Source organism: Duganella vulcania, assembly GCF_009857655.1.
In the GTDB taxonomy this organism is placed as follows: Bacteria; Pseudomonadota; Gammaproteobacteria; order Burkholderiales; family Burkholderiaceae_D; genus Rugamonas; species Rugamonas vulcania.
Map to the genome: position 1 here is coordinate 1 of NZ_WWCX01000060.1, position 23,358 is coordinate 23,358.

Annotated in this window: 20 protein-coding genes and 1 tRNA gene; 10 read left to right on the forward strand and 11 right to left on the reverse strand. The window is 62.6% G+C overall.

The window, feature by feature from the left end:
• Both GTP90_RS24475 and GTP90_RS24480 read right to left on the reverse strand, forming a co-directional pair.
• Positions 1–2,935 (reverse strand): GDSL-type esterase/lipase family protein (locus GTP90_RS24475; protein ID WP_161085980.1); only part of this gene is annotated, 2,935 nt, incomplete at its 3' end.
• Between the two features lie 103 nt (positions 2,936–3,038).
• Positions 3,039–4,208 carry an MFS transporter gene (locus GTP90_RS24480; protein WP_161085981.1) on the reverse strand — a complete coding sequence of 390 codons (1,170 nt, stop codon included), beginning with the start codon at positions 4,206–4,208 and terminating at the stop codon, positions 3,039–3,041.
• A 113-nt stretch (positions 4,209–4,321) separates the two neighbouring features.
• Between GTP90_RS24480 and GTP90_RS24485 the strand changes: the two genes are divergently transcribed.
• A complete protein-coding gene (locus GTP90_RS24485; protein WP_161085982.1) occupies positions 4,322–4,576 on the forward strand; it encodes a hypothetical protein in 255 nt (84 codons plus the stop codon).
• A 7-nt stretch (positions 4,577–4,583) separates the two neighbouring features.
• On the opposite strand, the gene GTP90_RS24490 is transcribed toward GTP90_RS24485, so the two are convergent.
• The 4 genes from GTP90_RS24490 to GTP90_RS24505 form a co-directional block, all read right to left on the reverse strand.
• On the reverse strand, positions 4,584–6,479 hold the full coding sequence (locus tag GTP90_RS24490; protein WP_254452027.1) for a methyl-accepting chemotaxis protein: 1,896 nt from the start codon (positions 6,477–6,479) through the stop codon (positions 4,584–4,586).
• 294 nt (positions 6,480–6,773) lie between these two features.
• Positions 6,774–8,888 carry a phosphocholine-specific phospholipase C gene (locus tag GTP90_RS24495; protein ID WP_161085983.1) on the reverse strand — a complete coding sequence of 705 codons (2,115 nt, stop codon included), beginning with the start codon at positions 8,886–8,888 and terminating at the stop codon, positions 6,774–6,776.
• A gap of 78 nt (positions 8,889–8,966) precedes the next feature.
• Positions 8,967–9,422 carry a hypothetical protein gene (locus tag GTP90_RS24500; RefSeq protein ID WP_161085984.1) on the reverse strand — a complete coding sequence of 152 codons (456 nt, stop codon included), beginning with the start codon at positions 9,420–9,422 and terminating at the stop codon, positions 8,967–8,969.
• A gap of 4 nt (positions 9,423–9,426) precedes the next feature.
• The gene (locus GTP90_RS24505; protein ID WP_161085985.1) at positions 9,427–9,957 is read right to left on the reverse strand and encodes a lysozyme; all 531 of its coding nucleotides are present in this window, start codon (positions 9,955–9,957) and stop codon (positions 9,427–9,429) included.
• 414 nt (positions 9,958–10,371) lie between these two features.
• Here GTP90_RS24505 and GTP90_RS24510 point away from each other — a divergent pair, with 414 nt between their 5' ends.
• On the forward strand, positions 10,372–11,952 hold the full coding sequence (locus GTP90_RS24510; RefSeq protein ID WP_161085986.1) for an isocitrate lyase: 1,581 nt from the start codon (positions 10,372–10,374) through the stop codon (positions 11,950–11,952).
• A 472-nt stretch (positions 11,953–12,424) separates the two neighbouring features.
• Here GTP90_RS24510 and GTP90_RS24515 read toward each other — a convergent pair whose 3' ends face one another.
• The 3 genes from GTP90_RS24515 to GTP90_RS24525 are packed head-to-tail and all read right to left on the reverse strand — an operon-like array spanning position 12,425 to position 14,643.
• Positions 12,425–13,276 (reverse strand): GNAT family N-acetyltransferase, encoded by an 852-nt coding sequence (locus GTP90_RS24515; protein ID WP_175048217.1) that lies wholly within the window; start codon positions 13,274–13,276, stop codon positions 12,425–12,427.
• 39 nt (positions 13,277–13,315) lie between these two features.
• Positions 13,316–14,164, reverse strand: coding sequence for a CPBP family intramembrane glutamic endopeptidase (locus tag GTP90_RS24520; RefSeq protein ID WP_254452025.1), 849 nt, complete (start codon positions 14,162–14,164; stop codon positions 13,316–13,318).
• A gap of 11 nt (positions 14,165–14,175) precedes the next feature.
• A complete protein-coding gene (locus GTP90_RS24525) occupies positions 14,176–14,643 on the reverse strand; it encodes a MarR family winged helix-turn-helix transcriptional regulator (protein WP_161085987.1) in 468 nt (155 codons plus the stop codon).
• Between the two features lie 192 nt (positions 14,644–14,835).
• Here GTP90_RS24525 and GTP90_RS24530 point away from each other — a divergent pair, with 192 nt between their 5' ends.
• The 5 genes from GTP90_RS24530 (at position 14,836) to GTP90_RS24550 (ending at position 17,705) form a co-directional block, all read left to right on the forward strand.
• Complete coding sequence (locus GTP90_RS24530; protein ID WP_161085988.1) at positions 14,836–15,420, forward strand: PAAR domain-containing protein; 585 nt, start codon at positions 14,836–14,838, stop codon at positions 15,418–15,420.
• 1 nt (position 15,421) lies between these two features.
• Complete coding sequence (locus GTP90_RS24535; protein WP_161085989.1) at positions 15,422–15,997, forward strand: transglycosylase SLT domain-containing protein; 576 nt, start codon at positions 15,422–15,424, stop codon at positions 15,995–15,997.
• Positions 15,994–16,551: a hypothetical protein gene (locus GTP90_RS24540; protein ID WP_161085990.1), complete on the forward strand. Its 558-nt coding sequence runs from the start codon at positions 15,994–15,996 to the stop codon at positions 16,549–16,551. The genes GTP90_RS24535 and GTP90_RS24540 overlap by 4 nt, the downstream gene beginning before the upstream one ends.
• A gap of 54 nt (positions 16,552–16,605) precedes the next feature.
• The gene (gene udk, locus GTP90_RS24545; protein ID WP_161085991.1) at positions 16,606–17,247 is read left to right on the forward strand and encodes a uridine kinase; all 642 of its coding nucleotides are present in this window, start codon (positions 16,606–16,608) and stop codon (positions 17,245–17,247) included.
• Positions 17,248–17,456: 209 nt separating this feature from the next.
• Entirely contained in the window at positions 17,457–17,705 is a 249-nt protein-coding gene (locus GTP90_RS24550) for a DUF6289 family protein (protein ID WP_161085992.1), read from the forward strand.
• 232 nt (positions 17,706–17,937) lie between these two features.
• On the opposite strand, the gene GTP90_RS24555 is transcribed toward GTP90_RS24550, so the two are convergent.
• Positions 17,938–18,028, reverse strand: a tRNA-Ser gene (locus GTP90_RS24555).
• 77 nt (positions 18,029–18,105) lie between these two features.
• The gene (acs, locus tag GTP90_RS24560; RefSeq protein WP_161085993.1) at positions 18,106–20,091 is read right to left on the reverse strand and encodes an acetate--CoA ligase; all 1,986 of its coding nucleotides are present in this window, start codon (positions 20,089–20,091) and stop codon (positions 18,106–18,108) included.
• A 220-nt stretch (positions 20,092–20,311) separates the two neighbouring features.
• Here acs and GTP90_RS24565 point away from each other — a divergent pair, with 220 nt between their 5' ends.
• Genes GTP90_RS24565 through murI form a run of 3 tightly spaced genes read left to right on the forward strand, consistent with a single transcriptional unit; the run spans position 20,312 to position 23,287 of the window.
• The gene (locus GTP90_RS24565; protein ID WP_161085994.1) at positions 20,312–20,902 is read left to right on the forward strand and encodes a TIGR00645 family protein; all 591 of its coding nucleotides are present in this window, start codon (positions 20,312–20,314) and stop codon (positions 20,900–20,902) included.
• A 16-nt stretch (positions 20,903–20,918) separates the two neighbouring features.
• Positions 20,919–22,448, forward strand: coding sequence for a fumarate hydratase (locus GTP90_RS24570; RefSeq protein WP_161085995.1), 1,530 nt, complete (start codon positions 20,919–20,921; stop codon positions 22,446–22,448).
• On the forward strand, positions 22,448–23,287 hold the full coding sequence (murI, locus tag GTP90_RS24575; RefSeq protein ID WP_161085996.1) for a glutamate racemase: 840 nt from the start codon (positions 22,448–22,450) through the stop codon (positions 23,285–23,287). Before GTP90_RS24570 ends, murI begins: the two co-directional genes overlap by 1 nt.
• The last annotated feature ends 71 nt before the right edge of the window (positions 23,288–23,358 follow it).

Sequence of the window (23,358 nt, forward strand, 5' to 3'; positions counted from 1 at the left end):
GGCGGCCGGCCGGCGCGAAGCTGGCGCCGGCGTCGGTGCTGACCAGCAGCGCGGCGCCGCTCAGGGCGTAGAACTTGCGGGGGTTGACCGGGTCGGCCACCGGCCGCGCGCCGTCCAGGCCCCGGGCCACGCGCCAGCTGTCGCCGCCGTCGGCCGAATAGTAGCTGGTGGCGGATTTTTCCGGGCTGTGCACGATCACCTTGCCGTCCGCGCTCAGGGCCAGTCGGCCCTGCTTGCCCTGCAGGGTGGCGGTCTTCTTCCAGCTCACGCCCATGTCGCGCGACACGTACATCGCGCTGCCGACGCGCGCCACCACGTTGGGATTGGCGGCCGCGTAGTCCAGCCCCCAGGTGGTGCCCATGGTCGGCGTGTGGATCGGCGCGTACCGGGTGACGTCGGTGTGGCGGAAGCCGTCATAGTCGCCGATGGCGGAAATGGCCGGGCCGCCGGGAATGCTGACCATATCCAGCGGCACCGATTCCTCCAGGCCCTTGTCCTCGAACTTCCAGACCGCCGGCGTGGCGTGGATGTCGCTCGTCTTGAAGATGCCGTTGCCGGAGACGACCATCACCGTGCGCGTGTCGAAGGGATCGAACTCGATGCTGGTGGCCCAGTGCATGAAACTGCCCGCGATCCAGCTCACGCCGTTGGGATCGATGCGCACGCCCTGGTCGACCACGCTCTTCCAGGTCTTGCCGCCGTCCAGCGTTTCAAAGAACTGGTCGCCCATCGCGTGGGGCTGGCGGTAGTAGTTGGTGGTGGAGACGAGCATGCGGTCCTCGTTGCCTGGATCGACCGTGATGCCGGCGTACGCGCGGTTCAGCGGCGGCGAGATATTGCTCCACTTGGCGGCGGCGATATCGTACTTCCACACCTGGCCCCGGTCCATGTCCTCGCCGTGCTTGTCGCCGTGCGGGCCCACGCCATTGGCGTAGACCACCACCAGGCTGCCCTTGGCCAGCACCGCGCGCTGCGGGATCAGGTCGGACGGGCCGCCATTCATCGCCGCGAAGGTCTTGCCGCCGTCGTTGGACATATACATGTTCGCGCCCACCGAGCCGTAGCGCGACACGCCGGCGAAGATGCGCTGCGTGGCGCCGCCGGCCGCGCTGGCCGGGTCCAGCAGCACGAAGCCCACGCCGTTGCGGTTGGGCGTGGCCGCCACCGGCAGGCCGTCCAGGTGCTGCCAGCTCAGGCCTTCGTCGGCGCTTTTGAACATGCCGTCGGCGCGCGTGCCGATGTAGAGGATCTTGCCGTTGGCCGGGTCCACCTGCAGCCGCTCGCCGGTGCCGCGGCCCAGGCCGTTGCCGTGGACCTTGAACTGGCTGGTCACGTCGATCCTGGTGAAGCTCTTGCCGTAGTCGCTGGATTTGAGGATCGCGCTGGCGCCGCCGTTCAGGTAGGCGATGCCGGTGGACAGGTACACCTTGGACGGCGCGCCCGGATCGATGGCGATCGACTCCACGCCCAGCAAGCCGGTATCCTTGTCGGACACCCAGTCCAGCAACGGGATCCAGCGCTGCGCTGCGCCATCCCAGCGGTAGGCGCCGCCGACATCGGTGCGCACGTAGACCAGGCCCTTCTCGGCCTTGCTGGCGACGATGCCGGAGACATAACCGCTGCCGCCGATGGCGACGTTGTCCCACGCGTAGGCGTCGCCGCTCATCAGCCGCTTGAGCGTCGGCGCCATGGCCTTGGCCCAGATCTCGTAGCCCTTCTCGTTCGGGTGCAGCAGGTCGGGCATGATGTCCTTGGACAGCGTGCCGTCCGGCGCCAGGAAGGCCTGGTTGATGTTGAGGAAGTAGATGTGCTGGTTGTCGGCAAAGCCGGCGATGATGCCGTTGACCTGCTCGTTCAGCTGGCGCAGCTCGTCGTCCGGCTTCTCGCCGCGCGGGAAGATCGCCAGCAGCAGGATCTTGGTGTCCGGCAGGCGGTGGCGCAGCTCGTCGATATCGCGCCGGATGCCGGCGGCGGTCAGCTTCGGATCCTCGTGGCGGTGGCCGGTGTTATTGGTCCCGAACATCAGCACCGCGACCTTGGGCGCGAGGCCGTCCACCTCGCCGTGCAGCAGGCGCCACAGCACGTTCTCGGTGCGGTCGCCACTGAAGCCCAGCGCCAGGCCGTTCATCGGCTTGTAGTTGCGCTCCCAGACCGGCGCCCCGCTCTTCTCCCAGCCCTCGGTGATCGAGTCGCCGATGAACACGACCTCGGCCGACTTGCCCACCGCCTGCGCCTCGGCCAGCTTCTTCTCGTGGCGCGCCGTCCACCACTTGATCGACCAGGGTTCGTTCAACTTGTCCGGCGTGACCGCCACGGTGCGGTAATCCGGGCAGCTGGTGTTGGGCTTGCCGCTGGCCTGGTAGCGGATGTTGGCCACCGAGACCACGCCGCTGCCGTTCGCGTTGAGCACGAAGGGCTGGGTGACGGCGCTGAAGTCGTCGCCGTCGTGCACAAAGCAGCTCATCGCTAGCACCACGTGCTGCCAGCCCTTGCCGGCGATGGCGCGCGCCGGCATCATGAAGGGCACGTTGCGCTGGCATTTGTCGCCGCAGCCGACCGCGATGCCCAGGCCGCCCTCCTCCATGTCCGTGACCTTGACATCCAGCGCCAGCACGCCATGCGCCAGATACGGCCGCAGGTCGAGCGGCTTGCCGCCCTCCAGCCGCACGCCGGCATACCAGGATTCCTTGAAGTTCAGCGTCAGCGCCTTGCCGTCCTGGCTGGCGCTGACGTGGCTCGCCGGTATCGCGGCCGACGGCGGGATCACGGCGCTGGCGCCGTCGATCTTCATGTTCACGTCCAGGCCGGTCAGCGTGAGCTGCCATGAGGGCTGCGGGCGGCCCGCATAGACGTTCAGGTCGTGCGTCGGCGCCGCGCGGGCGGATGCCGATGCCAAGGCCAGGCAGAACGCCAGGCGCCAGTGGGTAGGGGTCATGGGGGAAGGTCTCGCTTATATTTTTGTCGCTACATTCTGCAAGTTACCCGGAGGTGGAGCAATTACGAAAATCACCAACGGGGCCAATGAAATTCACGGCGCTTCAGCCCTCCAGGGACTGCTGCACACGGTACGACAAAGGCAGCGTCAGCAGCAGCAAGGCCGCCAGCGCCATCAATGCGTTGGGGACGCCGGCCACGTCGCCAAGCCGGCCGAACAGCACCGGCGCCAGCGCGCCGCCGCCGATGGTGGCGGTATAGAAGCGCGCAAACGCCTGCTCGCGCTTGCCCGCCGCCGCCAGGTCGGGCACCGTGCCGTACAACACCGAGGAGGTGCCGTTCAGCGCCAGCCCCAGCAGCGGCAACATGGCCATCATGGCGGTCAGCGGCAGCCACACCGACAGCAGGATCAGCAAGGCCGTGGCGGACTCGGTGGTCCACACGGTCTTCATCATGCCGATGCGCGCGCCCAGGTAGCCGCAGGAGAGCTTGCCGAAGGCGCCGCCCACAAACAGCAGCGACAAGGCCAGGCCGATGCCGGCGGTGCCGGCGCCCTTGCTCTTCAACAGGAATGGCAGGAAGGTCAGGAAGCCCATGCGCACCGCGCTGTCGAGCATGCCGGTCAGGATGAGCGCGCGCAGGCCGCTGGCCGAGCCCTTGCCGGCCACCACCCTGGCCGACTGCGCCCGGTGATGGGCCGACTCCGCCGCGGTCGGCAGCAGCCACCACAGCAGCACCGCCGCCGCCAGGCCGAGGCAGCCGATCAGGACCACGCTGGCCTGCCAGCTCACCACCACCAGCAGCAGGCCGACCGCGCCGGGCACCAGCGTCTTGCCGATGTCGCCGGCAAAGTTGTATTGCGCCAGCGCCTCCTTCACGCCGCCGCCCGCCTCGTGCGTGTCGGTGACGATGGACGAGGCCAGCGGATGCTGGGTGCTGGCGCCCAGGCCGCCGAGCAGCAGCGAAATGAGCAGCACCGCCAGGCCGCCCGCCATGCCCGAGATCAAGTATGCGATGCCGGCCAGCGCCGTGCCGCCGATCAGCATGCGCTCGCGGCCCCAGCGTTTCGCCAGGCGGCTGGCCAGCAATTGGAAGCCCGCCATCATGCCGGAGTAGGCGCCGCGCAGCAGCCCCACCATCGCCAGGCTGATCGCGAATTGCGCCTGCCACACGGGCAGCAGCACGTAGATCACATCGGTCAGGCCATCGTGGATGGCGTGGGCGCTGCACGCGGCGATCAGGGAACGGCGCCGCACATTCGGGGATTGGGTCATTGTTGGCGATATGTCGATATTGTCCCGATTGTAACGGATTACAGAAACTGCGCGACATTACCGGCCCGGAGCGCGTACATTGGACGGGTATCGCCAGTCATCGGGAGGGAGCCGTGCCAACCAAGTACATCGACAACTTTGAAATCGAGTTTTCAGCGGAACGCTTGGAGGGCTGCAAGCTGTGGGGCGCCTACGTCGCGGTGTTCGCGCCGTCGGGGACACCGATGCATCGTTTGAATGTCCGCCGCAAGCACCGGGTGGCGGCGGTCCAGCAGTTCGCCGACGCTGAAAGCGCCTGCGCCGCGGCGGAAGCGGCGGCGCAGGATATCGTGGCCTCGCTCAAGGCGGGGCCGGCGGGAAGGAGCTGATGGCGGCTCAGTAACGCACGAACTTCGATTCGTCGGGCTCCTCGGCGTTGATGGCGCGCAGCGCCGCCGGCCGCATGCGCCCGGTGTTGGCCGCGTCCCGGTTGCGCGCCGGACGCGGGCCCGAGCCGCTCAGGATGAAGAAGCCCATGGTCTGTTGCAGCTCCTCGGCCTGGCTGCTCATCTGCTCGGCCGTGGCCGCCAGTTCCTCCGAGCCCGACGCGTTCTGCTGGGTGGTCTGGCTCAGCTGGCTGATCGCCGAATTGATCTGCGCCAGCCCGGACGATTGCTCTTCCGACGCGGCCGTGATCTCCTGCACCAGGTCGGAGGTCTTCTTAATGTTGGGCACCATCGCGCCCAGCATCTGCCCGGCCCGCTCGGCCAGCTCCACGCTGCCGCTGGCCACCTGGCCGATTTCCTGCGCCGCCACCTGGCTGCGCTCGGCAAGCTTGCGCACCTCCGCCGCCACCACCGCGAAGCCCTTGCCGTGCTCGCCCGCGCGCGCCGCCTCGATGGCCGCGTTCAAGGCCAGCAGGTTGGTCTGGTAGGCGATGTCGTCGATGATCAGCACCTTGGCGGCAATCTGCTTCATGGCCGCCACCGTCGAGCGCACCGCGTCGCCGCCCTCGCTGGCCTCGTTGGCGGCGCGGCTGGCCATGGCGTCGGTGACCTTGGCGTTGTCCGTGTTCTGCGCCACCGAGGCGGTCATCTGCTCGACCGAGGCCGAGGTCTCCTCCACGCTGGAGGCCTGCTCGCTGGCCGCCTGCGCCAGCGACTGCGAGGTCGCGCTGACTTCCTCGGACGCGGCGGCCAGGCCCTCGGCGCTGTTGTTGACTTCGCTGACCACCTGCGCCAGCTTGGCCACCGTGTTGTTGGTGTATTCCTTCAGCTCGCCGAACGCGCCCTCGTAGGGTTTGTCGATGGTCTTGGTCAGGTCGCCCTCGGACATCGCGCCCATCACCCGCACCACGTCGGCGATGCTGGCGCCGGTGGTGATGGCCAGCTGGTTCAGGCTCTCGCCCATCTCCTGCTGGAAGCCGGCCATGCCGGTCAGGTCCACGCGCACCTCGAAGTTGCCGCGGTTGGCGGCCTGCACCAGGGCGCGCTGGCCCTCGACCACCCGGCGCAGCTTGGCGATCATTTCACTGACGGCGTACAGCATGCTGCCGCGGTCGTCGCGCTTGAGCTCCACTTCGCAACTCAGGTCGCCTTTGGAGATGCGTTCCATCAGGTTGGCCGCATAGACCGGCTCGCCGCCGAGGCGCTTGACCAGGTCGCGCGTGATCAGCCACGCGATCACGCCGCCGATCAGCACGGCGAAGATCGACAGCAGGATCACCACCTTGCGCGTTTCCAGATAGGTTTCATCGGCCTTCTGGGCTTCCGTGTCCATCAGGTCGCCCTGCAGCTTGGACAGCGCCTCCAACGAATTCGCGTAGGCGTTGTTGGCCTCCGCGAAATCGGTCTTCACGAAATCAATCGCCTTCTTCGGATCGCTCTTGGACAGCGCGTACAGCTGATCGTATTTGCCCGTCATCACCTCGCTCTTGACGGTGATGTCCTTGAACAGCTGGCGGCCCTTCTCGCTGCTGATCAGCTTGTCGATCTTCTCCATCGTCTCGGCGATCTTGCCGCGATCGGCCTCGACCAGCCGCCGGAATTTTTCCCGCTCCTCGTCGCTGGTGGCAAGCAGCATGCTGCGCAGCTGGCGGCCGCTGTCTATCGTGTAGCGGATATTATCTTTCGCCATCACCACCTTGGGGTAGCGGTCGTCCATGATGCGCCGGAAGCCATCGTTGACGGCCGCCATGCGCATCGTACTCACCACCGCCAGGATCAGCAGCAAAACCAGCACGGCGCCAAAACCCAGACCCAGACGGGTCGCCACCTTCATATTTGCAAACATCATTTCTCCCTAGTAGGAACGTTATGTCATGAGAGATGGCTCGGGCGCGCACCGGTATGCTGGAGGAGGATGTTGGAATGTGCGCGCTCATCTCGACTGCCTGATCAAAAAGTAAAAGCTGCCGTCAATTCAAGCTTGACGCCATGCCACGTATAACTTTTTTATGTACGAGTTGCTTGCTGCTGACGGAGATTGTCCGCCAGCACATTCCTCAGGTCAATCTATCGATGCCGGCAGCGTGGCTGCAATTTGACATGATGTCCGGCGCGCGGCGGGACCGCGCACCGGAACAGCTTAGCCGTGACGAACGCCTATCATCGGGTCCGTACGACTGGCGCGCCCTGTTTCCACATGGCCCGCCGCGCGGCGCAGCCATTGCGGATCGGCGTCGCTAGTAACATTGAAGTCGTACCAGCCGAAGCTGCCCGACAGGTTGCGCAGAACCGACAAAGTGGCGCCGGCCGCCACGCGGTAGGTGGCCGGCCGCGCGCCATAGGCATTGTCGGTGATGGTGAAGCTACAGGCATGCGAGCCTTCCTGGTTCGACAGCACCAGCGCGATGCCGCCCTGGCTGCGGTCGTAGCTGGTGTGCACCTCCTGCCGCGCGGCGCCGAACGCGCCCTTGAACTGGCGCAGGTAGCCATTGGCGCCGCGCACGCTCAGTTCGTAATTGCCGGTGTTCCAGTTCCACACCTCATGCTCGATCCGCTTGCCGGCCTCGACCGTGTAGTACCACGGGCCATCCGCGCGCAGGCTGGAATACACGATGAAGGCCGCGCCGGCCTTGCCGCTGTTGGCGAAGCTCAGTTCGAACTGGCGCGCGCTGGCCACGCGGCCCTGCGTCGCCAGCTCGTACGGCAGCGCGCAGGCCACGCGCGGGCCGGCCGGGTTGACCTCCTGCCTCGGCAGGCTCTGCACCGCCGGCGGCATCGGATACGGCTTGCCGGACACGCGCTGGTATGCGGCCGTCTTCGGCACGCTGGCCGGCCAGTTGCTGTTGGGCGCGCTGAAGTCGAAGGCCGACGTGAGGTCGCCGCACACGGCGCGGCGCCACGGCGAGATCAGGTCGCACTGGACGCTGGCGCGGTCCTTGCCGAGGCCGGCCACCAGCCACTCCTCCAGAAAGCGCAGCTTGGACGTGTGGTCGAACAGTTGCGAGCACACGCGCCCGCCCTTGCTCCACGGCGAGATCACCAGCATCGGCACGCGCGGGCCCAGGCCCATCGGCACGCCCTGGTAGCTTTCGTACGTGCCGATGTCGGCCAGCGTGGTCCGGCCCATGCCGGGATTGAGCGGCGCGAGGTCGGACGGCACGTGGTCGAAGAAGCCGTCGTTTTCATCGTACATCAGCAGGAACACGGTCTTGGACCAGACCTCGGGATTGGCCACCAGCGCGGCCAGCAGGCGCGCGGTGATGTTCTCGCCGGCGTTGGGGGAATTGGGCGCGTGCTCGGTGTAGTCGTTCGGTGAGCAGATCCACGACACCTGCGGCAAGCGGTTGTTGCGCACATCGTCGGCGAAGGAATTGACCAGCCAGTCGCCGGTGGTGCCGGTGGAGTTGGCGGCGGTGGAACCGGGCGCCAGCGCGCGCGCCTTGCGGTACAGCGGCGAGTTGGGGTCGAGCCGGCTGCCGTCGGCGTTGACGCGGAAGTTGCGGAAGTAAGCCAGGTAGTTGTCGCCGTAGTTGTCCCATTCCTGGTAGACCTTCCAGCTGACCTGGTTGGCCTCCAGCACCTCGGCATAGGTGCGCCACGTGGGCGCGCTGGCGGTGACGCTGGGGCTGATGTTGTCCAGCGCCGGATCGTTGTTGTAATAGCCGGCCGGGCTGACGTTGTACAGGCCGCCCATGGAGTCCAGCCATCCCTGGCTGCTGCCGGTCAGCGAGTACATGCGGTTGGGATCGGTGGCGCCGAACACCGAGCAGTGGTACGCGTCGCAGATGGTGAAGGCGTCCGCCAGCGCATAGTAGAACGGCAGGTCGCCGCGGTCGAAGTAGCCCATGGTCTGCGGCGTCTTTTGCTTGACCCACGCGTCCCAGCCCTGCCACGTGGACTGCGATCCCTTCCACGAGTGGTTGGTGCCGACCGACAGCGCGCTGGTGTTCTTGGCGTCGAAGTGGAACGGCAGCACATAGCCGCCCGCGTTGTCGGGCTGGTACCAGACCGGACGGCCGCCGGGCAGGTCGATGGCGCGCGGATCGCCGAAGCCGCGCACGCCGGACAGGGTGCCGAAGTAATGGTCGAAGGAGCGGTTCTCCTGCATGAAGATGACCACGTGCCGCACATCGGCCAGCGTGCCGGTGGCGTTGTTGGCGGGGACCGCCAGCGCCTGCTGGATCAGGTCGGGGAACATGGATGTGGCGCTGGCGCCGGCGGCGTAGCGGAGGAATTTGCGGCGGCTGATGGTCATCGGATGGCTCTCAGGTAGGCGGACCGGAGATCATAGCCCGGGAATATGACGGCGTCGTTGCACGTCCCTGCTAAAGATTCATTTTTCGATGGGCTTCAGTTTCTCCGCGTCGTAGTAGTAGCCGTCCCACTGGACCACGATGCGGCCGGGCGCCTTCAGGTAGATATGTGTGCAGCGGGCGTCGATGGCCGTCACCGGATCGGGCAGGCCCATGTTGGCCGAGCTCACGTGCCCCTGCTCGCGGAACGACCTGGGCAGGTCGTCGAGGCTGCGCTCGTAGCTGGGATGCCTGCAGGTCCGGCTGCCGATCACGAAGCGGTCCGGCGCGATGACGACCTGCGTGCCGACCAGCGCCCTCGCCTGGCGCTCCGGCATGGCGGCGATGTCGGCCGAGTCGAGCAACCTGGTGAGGCTCCATCGGCCGTAGATGTCGGCGTTGTCGGTCGCGGCGGCGGACAGCGAGCACAGCAGCGTCGCCAGCACGCCCAGGCCGGCGGCGCGGCGGCAACTCGACGCCCAGCAGGCCCCTCGCATGGCCTCAGTCCGCCGGCAGCCGGAACGGCGCGCTCTCCTCCGCGCGCCGGGGGATGAGCCCGTGGGCTATGACCTTCTTCGCCCCGCGCCTGGTCCGCACGGTCATGTAGATGGTCCGGGAAATGGCCGCCGCCGCGCCCTTGAAATCGCCATCGTCGACCAGCGAGAGCACATTGCCGGCCCCGGTGGCGCCGACGTTGTAGACAAAACTGACCAGCGCATCGAACTGGTTCTGGCTCAGCGCCCGGCTGGTGACCTCGCGGCGCACGGCGCGCTCGGCATCGGCAAGCCTGGCGGCGAACACCGCCTCGACCTGGGTGGCGTCCACCTTGGTCTTGAGTTCGGCCACGCTGCATGGCCCCTTGTGCGCCAGCGTCCCCACGCCCCAGGTGCAATTGCCCCGGCCGGGTTTGCCACCGTCGTCGTAATAGAAGTACCTGGGATTTTCATACCGGCGTATGCGGGCCTTGGCTGCGGCGCTCAAGCGCAGCTTGGAGTTGTCAACGGCAGGCGCTTTCAGGGCATCGTCCGGCATGGCTTCCTCGCAGGTGGGTGGCTGGGGTGCGGTCGGCCACGGCTGGGTCAACCTTCGTTCACTCTAGTCCGCCCGCAGCGCCGGACTCTGAGCGCGCGCAAAGTTGCCCGTGCTGTCCTCGGGTAACGTTTTTCCCCGATACATCAGAAGCTGAAAAGTCGTTTCATATTGTGAAAATCAGCTGACGGCGCGGCCACCGTATTTCATCCACTTTTTGAAAAATCATTTTGCATTACGGAATAAACAACCCAAGCCATTGAAAACAAACGGATAAATTTTAGTTATATGTCTTATATAAGACCTTGATGCAGTGCACCAGAATGGCCTACTATTTAGTCATGCAGTTTGCTTCGACAAGACGTAGCGGCGCACTCAAGATTTTCTCAAACTTGCTTTATTCTTTAGGAGATACACATGTCCCAATATCAAGACGACATCAAGGCGGTTGCTGGTTTGAAAGAGCAACAAGGCAGCGCCTGGAACGCCATCAATCCTGAGTCCGCCGCCCGCATGCGCGCCCAGAACAAATTCAAGACCGGTCTGGACATCGCCAAATACACCGCCAAGATCATGCGCGCCGACATGGCCGCCTACGACGCCGACTCGTCCAAGTACACCCAGTCGCTGGGTTGCTGGCACGGTTTCATCGGCCAGCAAAAAATGATCTCGATCAAGAAGCACTTCAACAGCACCGACCGCCGCTACCTCTACCTGTCGGGCTGGATGGTCGCCGCGCTGCGCTCCGAGTTCGGCCCGCTGCCTGACCAGTCGATGCACGAAAAAACCGCCGTCTCGGCACTGATCAAAGAGCTGTACACCTTCCTGCGCCAGGCCGACGCCCGCGAACTGGGCGGCCTGTTCCGCCAGCTGGACGCCGCCGAAGGCCCAGCCAAGGCAGCCATCCAGTCGCAGATCGACAACCACGTCACCCACGTCGTGCCCATCATCGCCGACATCGACGCCGGTTTCGGCAACGCCGAAGCGACCTACCTGCTGGCCAAGCAATTCATTGAAGCCGGTGCTTGCTGCATCCAGATCGAAAACCAGGTATCCGACGAGAAGCAATGCGGCCACCAGGACGGCAAGGTCACCGTGCCGCACGAAGACTTCCTGGCCAAGATCCGCGCCATCCGCTACGCCTTCCTGGAACTGGGCGTGGACGACGGCATCATCGTCGCCCGCACCGACTCGCTGGGCGCCGGCCTGACCAAGCAGATCGCCGTGACCAACGCGCCAGGCGACCTGGGCGACCAATACAACTCCTTCCTGGACTGCGAAGAAGTGTCGGCCGACGCGCTGGGCAACGGCGACGTCATCATCAAGCGCGACGGCAAGCTGCTGCGTCCTAAGCGCCTGCCAAGCAACCTGTTCCAGTTCCGCGCCGGCACCGGCGAAGCGCGCTGCGTGCTCGACTGCATCACCTCGCTGCAAAACGGCGCCGACCTGCTGTGGATCGAAACCGAAAAACCGCATATCGCCCAGATCGGCGGCATGGTCAGCGAAATCCGCAAGGTCATCCCGAACGCCAAGCTGGTGTACAACAACAGCCCATCGTTCAACTGGACGCTGAACTTCCGCCAGCAGGTGTACGACGCGATGAAAGCTGCCGGCAAGGACGTCTCGGCCTACGAGCGCGCCCAGCTGATGAGCGTGGAATACGACCAGTCCGAACTGGCGATCGCCGCCGACGAGAAGATCCGCACCTTCCAGGCTGATGCGGCCCGCGAAGCCGGCATCTTCCACCACCTGATCACGCTGCCGACCTACCACACCGCCGCGCTGTCGACCGACAACCTGGCCAAGGAATACTTCGGCGACCAAGGCATGCTGGGTTACGTGGCTGGCGTGCAGCGCAAGGAGATCCGTCAAGGCATCGCCTGCGTCAAGCACCAGAACATGTCCGGCTCGGACATCGGCGACGATCACAAGGATTACTTCAGCGGCGAAGCGGCGCTGAAGGCCGCTGGTAAAGACAACACCATGAACCAGTTCTAAACACAGGTTCCGGCGTTATAGGAAAGCCCGCTTCGGCGGGCTTTTTTTTGCTCCAGCGGCTTCCTTCCTACGAATAGATCAACTCCGAAAAGGATCGCTTTGCGGATCCGTCACGAAGGTGCTAAAACGTCAGGACCACTCCCCCAGACTCTTCCAAGCAAATATACGAGGACAACATGCATGCGTCGGCAGCACGATATCCCAAATGGATGCTCTTTATCTCACTGCTCGCAGTTCACGTACTTCTTACGTGGAAGGCATTTCAACTCGACTGGCTCCTGCTTGAAGAGGCAGCTATCTTGCCAGCTCTGGTCCTCGAAGCCATTGGAATAAATCTCTCCGCTTGCCATGAATTTATCTGCCTTCCAAGCGCAGCCGGATGGGCAGTGTGCCTCATCGTGTGGGGCGTAATTTATTATTTACTTGCCACAAGGCTTAGCAAATGGGCCGAACGGAGCAGGTAAATGCAACGTCAACCGAGCTCGAAACTGGTGATGCCATACTGTCTGTCCATATGAAGCTCGGGCTGTTCACACGTGTACATGCGCGCCGTCTCGAAGCACCGCTGCATCTGATGACGCTCGGCCAGCGCAACGGCCGCAGGGTTAAGTTCAGGGACATCGAGGAACACCGGCTGCTCTGGCCCTAGCTTGCCCAGCAAGCCGTCAAACAACCGCTCCGCCACATCGGGCGTATCGGCAAACAACGGACCGATCTTATAACCGTTGCGGCAAGGCCGCGCCACCGCATAACCGGCCAGCCCTTGCGCACCCACGGAGGCAATGCCAATATGGTGCGGATGCCGTACCCAGCACTGCAAGAAGCTGCCGCGCTCCTCCGGAAAAAAGCTGCGATCGTACCGGCAGATTTCTTCATCGCTCAGCGCCGACAACGGCACGTTGTCGCTCGCATCCAAAGGCTGTCCACTGCCCCGCCCTTCATACCGGAAATTGCGATGCGCAAGCCGAAAGCCCGACTTGGCATAATTGGCCTGCTGCGCCACCACACCGTCAAGACCCACGTTGCGCCCTGCCAGCCGTGCCATCGCTGCCTGCCACATCGCCCAGCCATGACCACGGCCGCGCCAAGCCGGCTTGACGATATAGCCGCCAATGAACCCGAACCCATCGCCATACTTGACCGCAAAGATGCTCGCGATCGGCTCGCCATCCAGCACGCCGATCAGAAAGCCACCCGGGTCTGCCGCATAAAAACACGCAGCATCATGCAGGCCGGGGTTCCATCCTTCGATGGCCGCCCAGTCCAAGGCGATATTGAGCTCAGCCTCGCTCATCTGACGTATTTCCAACGACGACGCCACCATGGTCGACTCCCGATTGATGAGTACCCGCGGCCCTGCGATTCAAGCCTTGCCGGCAAAAGCCCGGCGCAGGCAGAACGCCGCAGCGCCGGCAATCAACAATACTACAATCAGCGAACCTTCCACGCCGAATACACCACCGGTCACCATCGCATCGCCCACCAGTTGGCCGCGCAACAGGCCATCGGCCGCCACATGACCCGACACGGTCGACGAGAACACCGTGCTGACACAGTAGTTCCACGCGATGTGAGTGCCGATGCAGATCCACAGGCGGCGCGTCTTCATGTACAGCGCCGCTTGCAACACGCCATACGCGGCAAGCGAAGCAATCGCCAGCACCGAGATGCCTTCATTCGGAAGATGGCTCAGGCTGAACAGCGACGCAGAAATCACGATGGCAGCCTTGCTCCCCAGCGAGCGCTCGACCACGCCGAATATCACACCACGGAACATCATCTCTTCCACCATACCGACCAGCACCAGCTCAGCCAACGGTAACAGCATCTTGAGGCTCAGCGGATTGACGCCATCGAAGCGGTAAGCACCCAGCACCGCCAGCACGGCGAAGCTGGACACGACCAGGCCAGCGCCGAGCAACAGTCCCAAGCCCATTTCGCCCGCCATGCCCGGCGTGGCCAGCTCGGTCGGCTGCCGCTTCTCGATACGCCGTACATAGAAGCGATAGCCGAACCACACAAACACAGCAGCCAGCAGTTGCGGCCACGCGATGCGGTAGGGCTTGGCAACCAGCTGCGAGGCGACGATCATCGTCAGCGGAACAACGGCAAAGGTCAGTACCAGCCCGAGCACAATGCGAACCACCGGGTTCGCCATCAAACGCGATGCCAGGCTTGGTTTGTTCGCCGCCATGTTCAGAGTCGTTTCCATAATCGCTTTCATTAAGGTCGTAGTTTCTTGTCTGCTGCGCGGATGCGGTCGCCGAAGGAGCGCTGCTCAAGCACCGCGATGGCTTGGGCCAGGCACTCGGATAAAGGAAACTCCAGCTCCGCATCCAGGCTGTCGGCCGCGCGCTTGGTCGCCTTCCAGCACGCCTGCAGCTGCGGCAACAAGGCCTCGCCCTTGCTGCTCAGGCGCACCACGCGCTGCCGGCCGTCTTCGTCGCCCGCTGCCACCAGCAGCAGGCCCTCCTTCTTCATCAGCGCCACTGTCTGCGTGGCCGCCGGTTGCGTGATGCCGGCCAGCTCGGCCAACTGGCCGACGGTCGCGCTTTGCTGCTGCGCGAGCGCCCGCATCACCGGTGTGTAGCGCGGCCGGTAATCGAGGCCAGCATCCGTATAGGCTTGCTGAACCGCTCCATCGAGCAGTTCGATCAAATGTCGTAATTGGGTTCCGAGTCCTTGTTTCATGTGGCGATTGTAGCACCAATTATAGGCGCTTATATAAATGCATAAAAAAGTCCCATTGGATGTCGTTTCCCAGACCTGTCGCTCAGTGCGTTTACTGCGCTTTCGCAAGCCATCGCCGACCATCCAATTAATAATTGACCTCTCAGGCGCGCGCCATACAACGGTCACACCAACTCGTCCAGGAGACTCCAGATGAAACGTCATACCATCACCTTGGGTGCATCAACAACCGCTGGCGGCAAGGTGATATCGGCCAGCAGCAATGGAGGAATTAATGACGTTCCGATTGCTCTCGAAAATGACTCGATCTTTTGTCCCGCCTGCAAATCGCAGGGCAAGATCCTGTGCATCGGCCCTCGCATTCCTGAGACATGGAATGGAAAACAAGTAGCACTGGAAAAGGACCTTTGTCTCTGTGGCTGCCTTCCCTCCCCCCGACTGATAGCCAATCAATCCTTGCGCTGCCAAATCGTGGAGGAAAGTGATAGCGCCACTACCCAGTCTACACTCGAAGCGGCACAGACATTTTCATCAACCTCGGCTGCCACACTCAGTGCCGATGGCTATGACCTTGACTTTGTAATCATCGATGAAAAAACCGGCACCCCTATTTCCGACTACCCCTATTCCATCGAGCTTGCGACTGGTCAGACCCTGAAAGGCAGAACGAACCACGCAGGAAAGACCGCCAAGGTAGCAGCGTCCTACGCCGAGCATGCCATCTTCCGGGCTTATGCACTGGATGTCACGCCAATCAATCCAACCTGGGACCGATAAAATGACACCAGAAAATGCAGTCCAAACGCATGCCGCAAAGCTCACTCCGACATCCGATACCAAGTCCGAAGAAGTTAAAATCGACGACTCGGCTAGACTGCGTGAAATCCGCGCGCTTGTTGAGGCAAACAATCAATCTTCTTTAAGCAGCGATCTCATCATTTGCCAGATCTACATGGAGTCACGATTTGACAAGGACGCCCGTGCACAAGGCAGCTCCGCCAGAGGACTCATGCAATTACTGAAAGCCCCGGTCCGCGAGCTGGCGCGCCTGACCAATCTCTCAAAGCCGCGAACCGAGCGCCGCCCGGAGGCCGACCTGTATCGCGAAGCAGATGCCTTTCACGACAGTCCGGAGTTTGTAGACGAAGCGACCAACATCCGAACCGGCACCGCGTACCTACAAGCGCTCATCAACAAAAATACCGAAGCGGGCGCCAGAGCGCCCATCGTAGAGGCCTACAAAGACTATCGAGGAATCAGAAACGGGCTCTACTACAACAAGATCAAGGCGGCAGCGGACAAACTGGCGGCCAACCCCGACTCCATGCAGGTGTTAAGGGATATGGTCAAATGAGGCCAGCCATCTGCTTGCTTTTTGCACTGACCACTTCCACTTCGTTCGCGGCCGAACTGGTCAAAGCATGCGACGTTGGCGCCCCTCTCGCGATTGTCAGGGATTCAAAGATCGCTGACACCTATATCTACTACCTGCAACAGGGCGGCAAGCGCCGCCCTGTGTTTGGTGATCCAGACCAGTCCAGGGGCTCGGACGTCGTCGCCCAATGCGTCGGTAAGAATATCCGCGCACTGGTCGCCTCGGGCGAATTCACCGCCAATGCGCTGCAGGGATTTGTGATTACTAGCCCTCGCGGGTCAAGTACGCCGGAGCGCCTCGACTTCGCCGAAAAGAATCGTCCGCAATGGCTATATCTGAGTAAGCACGAGATCATTGCAGTTGTCCCGACAATGGGATACGGCGAGACCAGCGCCAGATATGTGGCATATCACCACGCTGTTGGGCTAAGTAAAGCGGATCGGGCGGATGCAATAGATCAGCTGCCGTCAACCGGCGGTTTCGAAGTTATCAACTTAAAGGCGCAAAATAGACAACTTAACGCGGGGAAGTAAGCATATGAGTAGCCTTCCCCTGTCAGTTCGGTCGCGGTTCCGGTATCATTCGGCATGAATACGATTTCTTTCCAACCGTTTATTATTGGCGTCGCAGGCGGTAGCGGCAGTGGCAAGTCCACTGTGTCCCAGAAGGTGCTGGCTGCGTTCGGCGCTGACATGGTTTCGGTCGTAATGCAGGACGACTACTACTGCGACCAGACCCATCTCCCCCCTGAAGTCCGTCCCCAGCAGAATTATGACCATCCGCAGGCGTTCGAATGGTCGTTGCTTGTGCAGCATATCCAGGCCTTGCGCAACGGCCAGGCGATCGAAATGCCTGAGTACGACTTCACGCTTCACAACCGCTCTGACCGGACCATTCCGGTCAAGCCTGCCCCGGTGATCGTGATCGAAGGCCTGTTTGCTCTCTATGACGCGGATTTGTGCGACATGATGTCGCTGAAGATCTTTGTCGACACGGCTTCCGATATCCGCTTTATCCGCCGCATGCAACGGGATATCACCGAACGCGGCCGCTCGGTGGAAAGCGTCATCGGCCAGTATCTGGAAACCGTGCGCCCGATGCACAAGCAGTTCATCGAGCCGACCAAGCGCAACGCCGATATCATTATTCCGCACGGCGCCAATGGCCCGGCGGTCGATATGATTACCACCAAGGTAGCCAGCGTTATCGGTCAGATGAAGCGGCCTTGATTCCCGGTGGCGGTTGTCCGCCGCGTGTAATTCGAGCTGTCAAACCCGGCACCGTCTTTTAAAGGAGGCTTTGCACTCAGCTTGGGGCAAGCCTTGGCCAGCTTGGGGTGAGAATTCGATAGTATTTTTGCCATTGTTGTTTGTTAGCATAGACAATCGATTGGACGTCACTTATCGATATTTGCTATTCAACTTCAAAGGAAATTGAAATGAGAATAAGAAAACTGATGGTGGCTGTATCGGCTGCGGCGGGCTTGGCTGGACTTGCCTATTCCAGCATAGTCGTCGCCGAACCAAATAATGCGCGCCTGTATGCATATTATTCGGATGCGTCCATGACAGAGTTGGTTGGCGAAGCAGGCAATGGCTGCCATGCAGGATTCCACTGGGGAATCAAGACCGCATATTACACCTACGAGACCTTCAGCTGTAACGCCGGGTACGTGCCGGGCCATTGATACTTACGTCTACTTGACCAACGCCCACCAAGCCCGCACGAGCGGGCTTTTTTGCGCCCGCCACAGCAACAATTGACCCAAATCGATGCGCTTGGCCAGGGCCGGATCAATCCCGCCAGTCATTTGCTTGCGTTCAATAGGCAAACTTTGGCGTTACAGGCGTAAAAAAGCCCCTAAGTCGTTGATTACTTAGGGGCTTTTAGGCAAACTTTGCTGTTGTTTGCTGTATCCTTGGCGGAGAGAGGGGGATTCGAACCCCCGATAGGCTATGAACCTATACACGCTTTCCAGGCGTGCGACTTCAACCACTCATCCACCTCTCCTGCATCACTTTCCCCTCTCGGAGAAGCCGCGAATTATAGCAAAGATTCCCCAGAGTACAAAGTTTATTTCCCCACCCTCAGGAAGCTTCCTTCAACTGCTCCAGAATCGCCGGATTCTCCAGCGTGGACACATCCTGCGTAATCACCTCGCCCTTGGCCAGAACCCGCAGCAAACGCCGCATGATCTTGCCCGAACGCGTCTTCGGCAAGTTATCCCCAAACCGGATCTCCTTCGGCTTGGCGATCGGACCAATCTCCTTGGCGACCCAATTCCGCAACTCCAACGCCAGCTTCTTGGCCTCTTCTCCAGTCGGACGCGCCTGCTTCAGCACCACAAACGCACAGATCGACTCACCCGTCGTATCATCCGGCTTGCCCACCACCGCGGCCTCAGCCACCAGCGGATTCGCCACCAGCGCCGATTCAATCTCCATCGTGCCCATGCGGTGACCCGACACATTCAGCACATCGTCAATCCGCCCGGTGATGGTGAAGTAACCCGTCTCCTTGTTACGAATCGCACCGTCGCCGGCCAGGTACATCTTGCCGCCCAACTCCTCCGGGAAGTAGCTCGACTTGAACCGCTCAGGATTGTTCCAGATGGTGCGGATCATCGAAGGCCAAGGACGCTTGACGACCAGGATACCGCCCTGCCCGTTCGGCACATCCACGCCAGCCTCGTCCACGATCGCGGCCATGATGCCCGGCAGCGGCAAGGTGCACGAGCCCGGCACCATCGGCGTCGCGCCCGGCAGCGGCGTGATCATGTGGCCACCGGTCTCGGTCTGCCAGAAGGTATCGACGATCGGGCACTTCTCGCCGCCCACCTGCGTGTAGTACCACATCCACGCTTCAGGATTGATCGGCTCGCCCACCGTGCCCAGCAAACGCAGCGACGACAGGTCGTAATTCTTCGGATGCACTTTCGCATCCACGTCCGACGCCTTGATCAGCGAACGGATCGCGGTCGGCGCGGTGTAGAAGATGCTGACCTTGTGCTTGGCGATGGTGTCCCAGAAACGGCCGGCGTTCGGATAGGTCGGCACGCCTTCGAACACCACTTGCGTCGCGCCCACCGCCGTCGGGCCGTAGGCGATGTAGCTGTGGCCCGTTACCCAGCCGATGTCGGCCGTGCACCAGTACACGTCGTCCGGCTTGATGTCGAACGACCACTTCATCGTCAGCGCGGCCCACAGCAGATAGCCGCCGCTCGAATGCTGCACACCCTTCGGCGTGCCGGTCGAGCCGGACGTGTACAGGATGAACAGCGGATGCTCGGCATCGACCCACTCCGGCTCGCATACCGACGATTGGTTGGCAACCAGGTCGTGCAGCCACAGGTCGCGCCCCGCCTGGAAGTTGATGTTGCCGCCGGTGCGTTTGTAGACGATCACATCCTTGATGGTGTCGCAGCCGCCCAGCGCCAGCGCTTCGTCGACGATGGCTTTCAACGGCAGGCTTTTGCCGCCGCGCAGTTGCTCGTCGGCGGTGATGACGGCCACCGCGCCGGCGTCAATGATGCGCTCCTGCAGCGATTTGGCGGAGAAGCCGCCGAACACCACCGAGTGCGTGGCGCCGATGCGCGCGCAAGCCTGCATCGCGGCCACGCCTTCAACCGACATCGACATGTAGATGATGACGCGGTCGCCCTTCTTGATGCCGCGCGATTTCAGGCCGTTGGCGAATTTGCAGACCTTCTCGTGCAGCTCCTTGTAGCTCACGTGCACCGACTTGCCGTCGTCCGCTTCAAAGATGATGGCGGTCTTGTCGGCGTTGCCGTTCTGCAGATTGCGGTCCAGGCAGTTGTAGGAGACGTTCAGGTGGCCGTCTTCAAACCATTTGTAGAACGGCGCGTCGTCTTCGTTCAGGACCTTGGTGAACGGCTTCTGCCACACCAGGTTTTCCTTCGCCAGGCGCGACCAGAAGCCTTCGTAGTCGGCCGCCGCCTCCGCGCACAATGCGTTGTAGGCATCCATGCCGGCTACGGTGGCTTGTGCTGCAAACGCCGCCGGTGGCGTGAAGATGCGGGATTCTTGCGGTCCTTGCTGGGTAGTGCTGCTCATACTTGTCTCCAGAGTTTGTAGTCGTTTGTCATAAACATAAACTTCATCGCTTACTGAGCCCTTACAGATTGGACGTCCCCGGCGGAGGATGCGGTGCTCTATGTAATTTTACCAATATTTCTAAAGCCATACGCCGTATCTCCCCGCTGCGATTGCTGAGCAGCACGTGTAAAATGTCGCCATCCCGTTAGTCTGCACCAATTCAAGGAGTTCCGCCGTAATGACCACGCCCCCACCGAAACTGCGTCCGCTGCCCGCTTTTATCTTCATGACGCGCTGGCTGCAGTTGCCGCTGTATCTGGGCTTGATCCTGGCGCAGTGCGTCTATGTGTTTCATTTCTGGGTCGAACTGAAAGACTTGATCGGCGCGGTGCTGGGCAATGAGGCCGCGCTGCAGCATATCTTCCAAGCTGTTGCCGTGCCCGGCGCGCCAGTACCGGCAAAGCTCAACGAAACCACCATCATGCTGGTCGTGCTCGGCCTGATCGACGTCGTCATGATTTCCAATCTGCTGGTGATGGTCATCATCGGCGGCTACGAGACCTTTGTCTCGCGCATGAATCTCGATACCCATCCGGACCAGCCGGAATGGCTGTCGCACGTGAACGCCTCCGTACTGAAGACCAAGCTGGCGATGGCCATCATCGGCATCTCGTCCATCCATTTGCTGAAGACCTTCATCAACGCCAGCGTCTACGATGAAAAGACGCTGATCGCTCAAACCGGCATCCACGCGGTGTTCCTGCTGTCGGCATTGGCGATCTCCTACACCGACCGCATCACCACCCTCACCCATAACGAATCCCATTAACCCTCGCGAGAACATCATGACCATCATAAAGCAAGAAGACCTGATTGAATCCGTTGCAGCCGCGCTCCAGTACATCAGCTACTACCACCCAGCCGACTATATCCAGCACCTGGCGCGCGCCTATGATGCCGAGCAAAGCCCGGCCGCGAAGGACGCGATCGCGCAGATCCTGACCAACTCGCGCATGTGCGCCGAAGGCAAGCGTCCGATCTGCCAGGACACCGGCATCGTCAACGTCTTCCTGAAGATCGGCATGGGCGTGCGCTTCGAGGGTTTCACCGGCACCGTCACCGACGCCGTCAACGAGGGCGTGCGCCGCGCCTACAACTACGATGACAACAAGCTGCGCGCCTCCATCGTGGCCGATCCGCACTTCGACCGCAAGAACACCAAGGACAACACGCCGGCCGTGGTCCACATGGAACTGGTCGAGGGCAACACCGTCGACGTCAAGGTCGCTGCCAAGGGCGGCGGCTCGGAAAACAAATCCAAGATGGTCATGATGAATCCTTCCGATTCGCTGATCGACTGGGTGCTGAAGACCGTGCCGACCATGGGCGCCGGCTGGTGCCCGCCTGGCATGCTGGGCATCGGCATCGGCGGCACCGCCGAGAAGGCGATGCTGATGGCGAAGGAAGTGCTGATGGAAGACATCGACATGTACGAGCTCAAGCAGCGCGGCCCGCAGAACAAGCTGGAAGAGCTGCGTATCGAACTGTGCGACCGCATCAACGCGCTGGGCATCGGCGCGCAAGGCCTGGGCGGCCTGACGACCGTGCTGGACGTGAAGATCATGACCTACCCGACCCACGCCGCATCCAAGCCGGTCGCGATGATCCCGAACTGCGCCGCCACCCGCCACGGCCACTTCGTGCTGGACGGCTCGGGCCCTGCCTACATGACGCCGCCTCCGCTGTCGACCTGGCCTGACGTGAGCTGGGCGCCGGACACCGAAAAGTCCAAGCGCGTCGACCTGAACACGCTGACCAAGGAAGAAGTCGCTTCGTGGAAGCCGGGCCAGACCCTGCTGTTGAACGGCAAGATGCTGACCGGCCGCGACGCCGCGCACAAGCGCATCCAGGACATGCTGGCCAAGGGCGAGGAACTGCCGGTGGACTTCAAGAACCGCGTGATCTACTACGTCGGCCCGGTCGATCCGGTGCGTGACGAAGTGGTGGGTCCAGCCGGCCCGACCACCGCCACCCGCATGGACAAGTTCACCGACATGATGCTGGAGAAAACCGGCCTGATCGCGATGATCGGCAAGGCCGAGCGCGGCCCGGTCGCCATCGAGTCGATCAAGAAGCACCAGTCGGCCTACCTGATGGCGGTTGGCGGCTCGGCCTACCTGGTGTCGAAGGCGATCAAGGGCGCCAAGGTGCTGGGCTTCGCCGACATGGGCATGGAAGCGATCTACGAGTTCGACGTGGTCGACATGCCGGTGACGGTGGCGGTCGACGCCGCCGGCACCTCGGTGCATGAAACCGGTCCGAAGGAATGGAAAGCCAAGATCGAGGCGCTGAACGTTCCAGTCGTAACCGCCTGATGCAAGGCGCCCGCTCTCCCGCTGCCCCCATCGGCGTCTACGATTCCGGCGTGGGCGGGCTGTCGGTGCTGCGCCACATCCGGGCGCAGCTGCCGGCCGAGGACTTGATCTACTTCGCCGATTCCGGCCATGCGCCGTACGGCGAAAAGACCGAGCAGTACGTGGTCGACCGCGCGCTGCTGGTGGCCGCCTTCCTGCTGGAGCGCGGCGCCAAGGCGCTGGTGGTGGCCTGCAACACCGCGACCGTGGCCGCCATCAAGGCGGTGCGGGCGCGTTATCCCGAGCTGCCGGTGGTCGGCGTCGAGCCCGGCCTGAAGCCGGCCGCCGCCATCACGCGCAGCGGCAAGGTGGGCGTGCTGGCGACGGCGCGCACGCTCAAGGGCGACAAGTTCCTGCAACTGCGCGAGCAGATCAGCGCCGCCACGCGGGCCGAGTTCCTGCTGCAGCCGTGCGTGGGCCTGGTCGACCAGATCGAACTGGGCGACCTGGACACCCCGGCCATCGCCGCGCTGCTGGAGCAATACGTGGCGCCGCTGCTGGACCAGGGCGCCGACACGCTGGTGCTGGGCTGCACCCACTATCCCTTCGTCCAGGCCGGCATCGAACGCGTGCTGCGCGGCCACGGCCACCCGGACGTGACGCTGATCGATACCGGCGACGCCGTGGCGCGCCAGCTGGTGCGCCTGCTGGACGCCGGCGGCCTGCTGCATCCGGCGCGCGGCGACGGCGAGGCCCCCGCCTCCCTGCGCGGCTACACGACGGCGGACGTGAGCGCGCTGGCGCCCGCCTTCGCCAATCTGCTGGGCCTGCATCCGCCGGTAGAAAAGGTTGATGTTTAAGCAAGCCGGAATATTTTGAAAAAAACTTTGCATTTAGATTTGCAGGATTCAAAACTGGCTTGTATAATTCG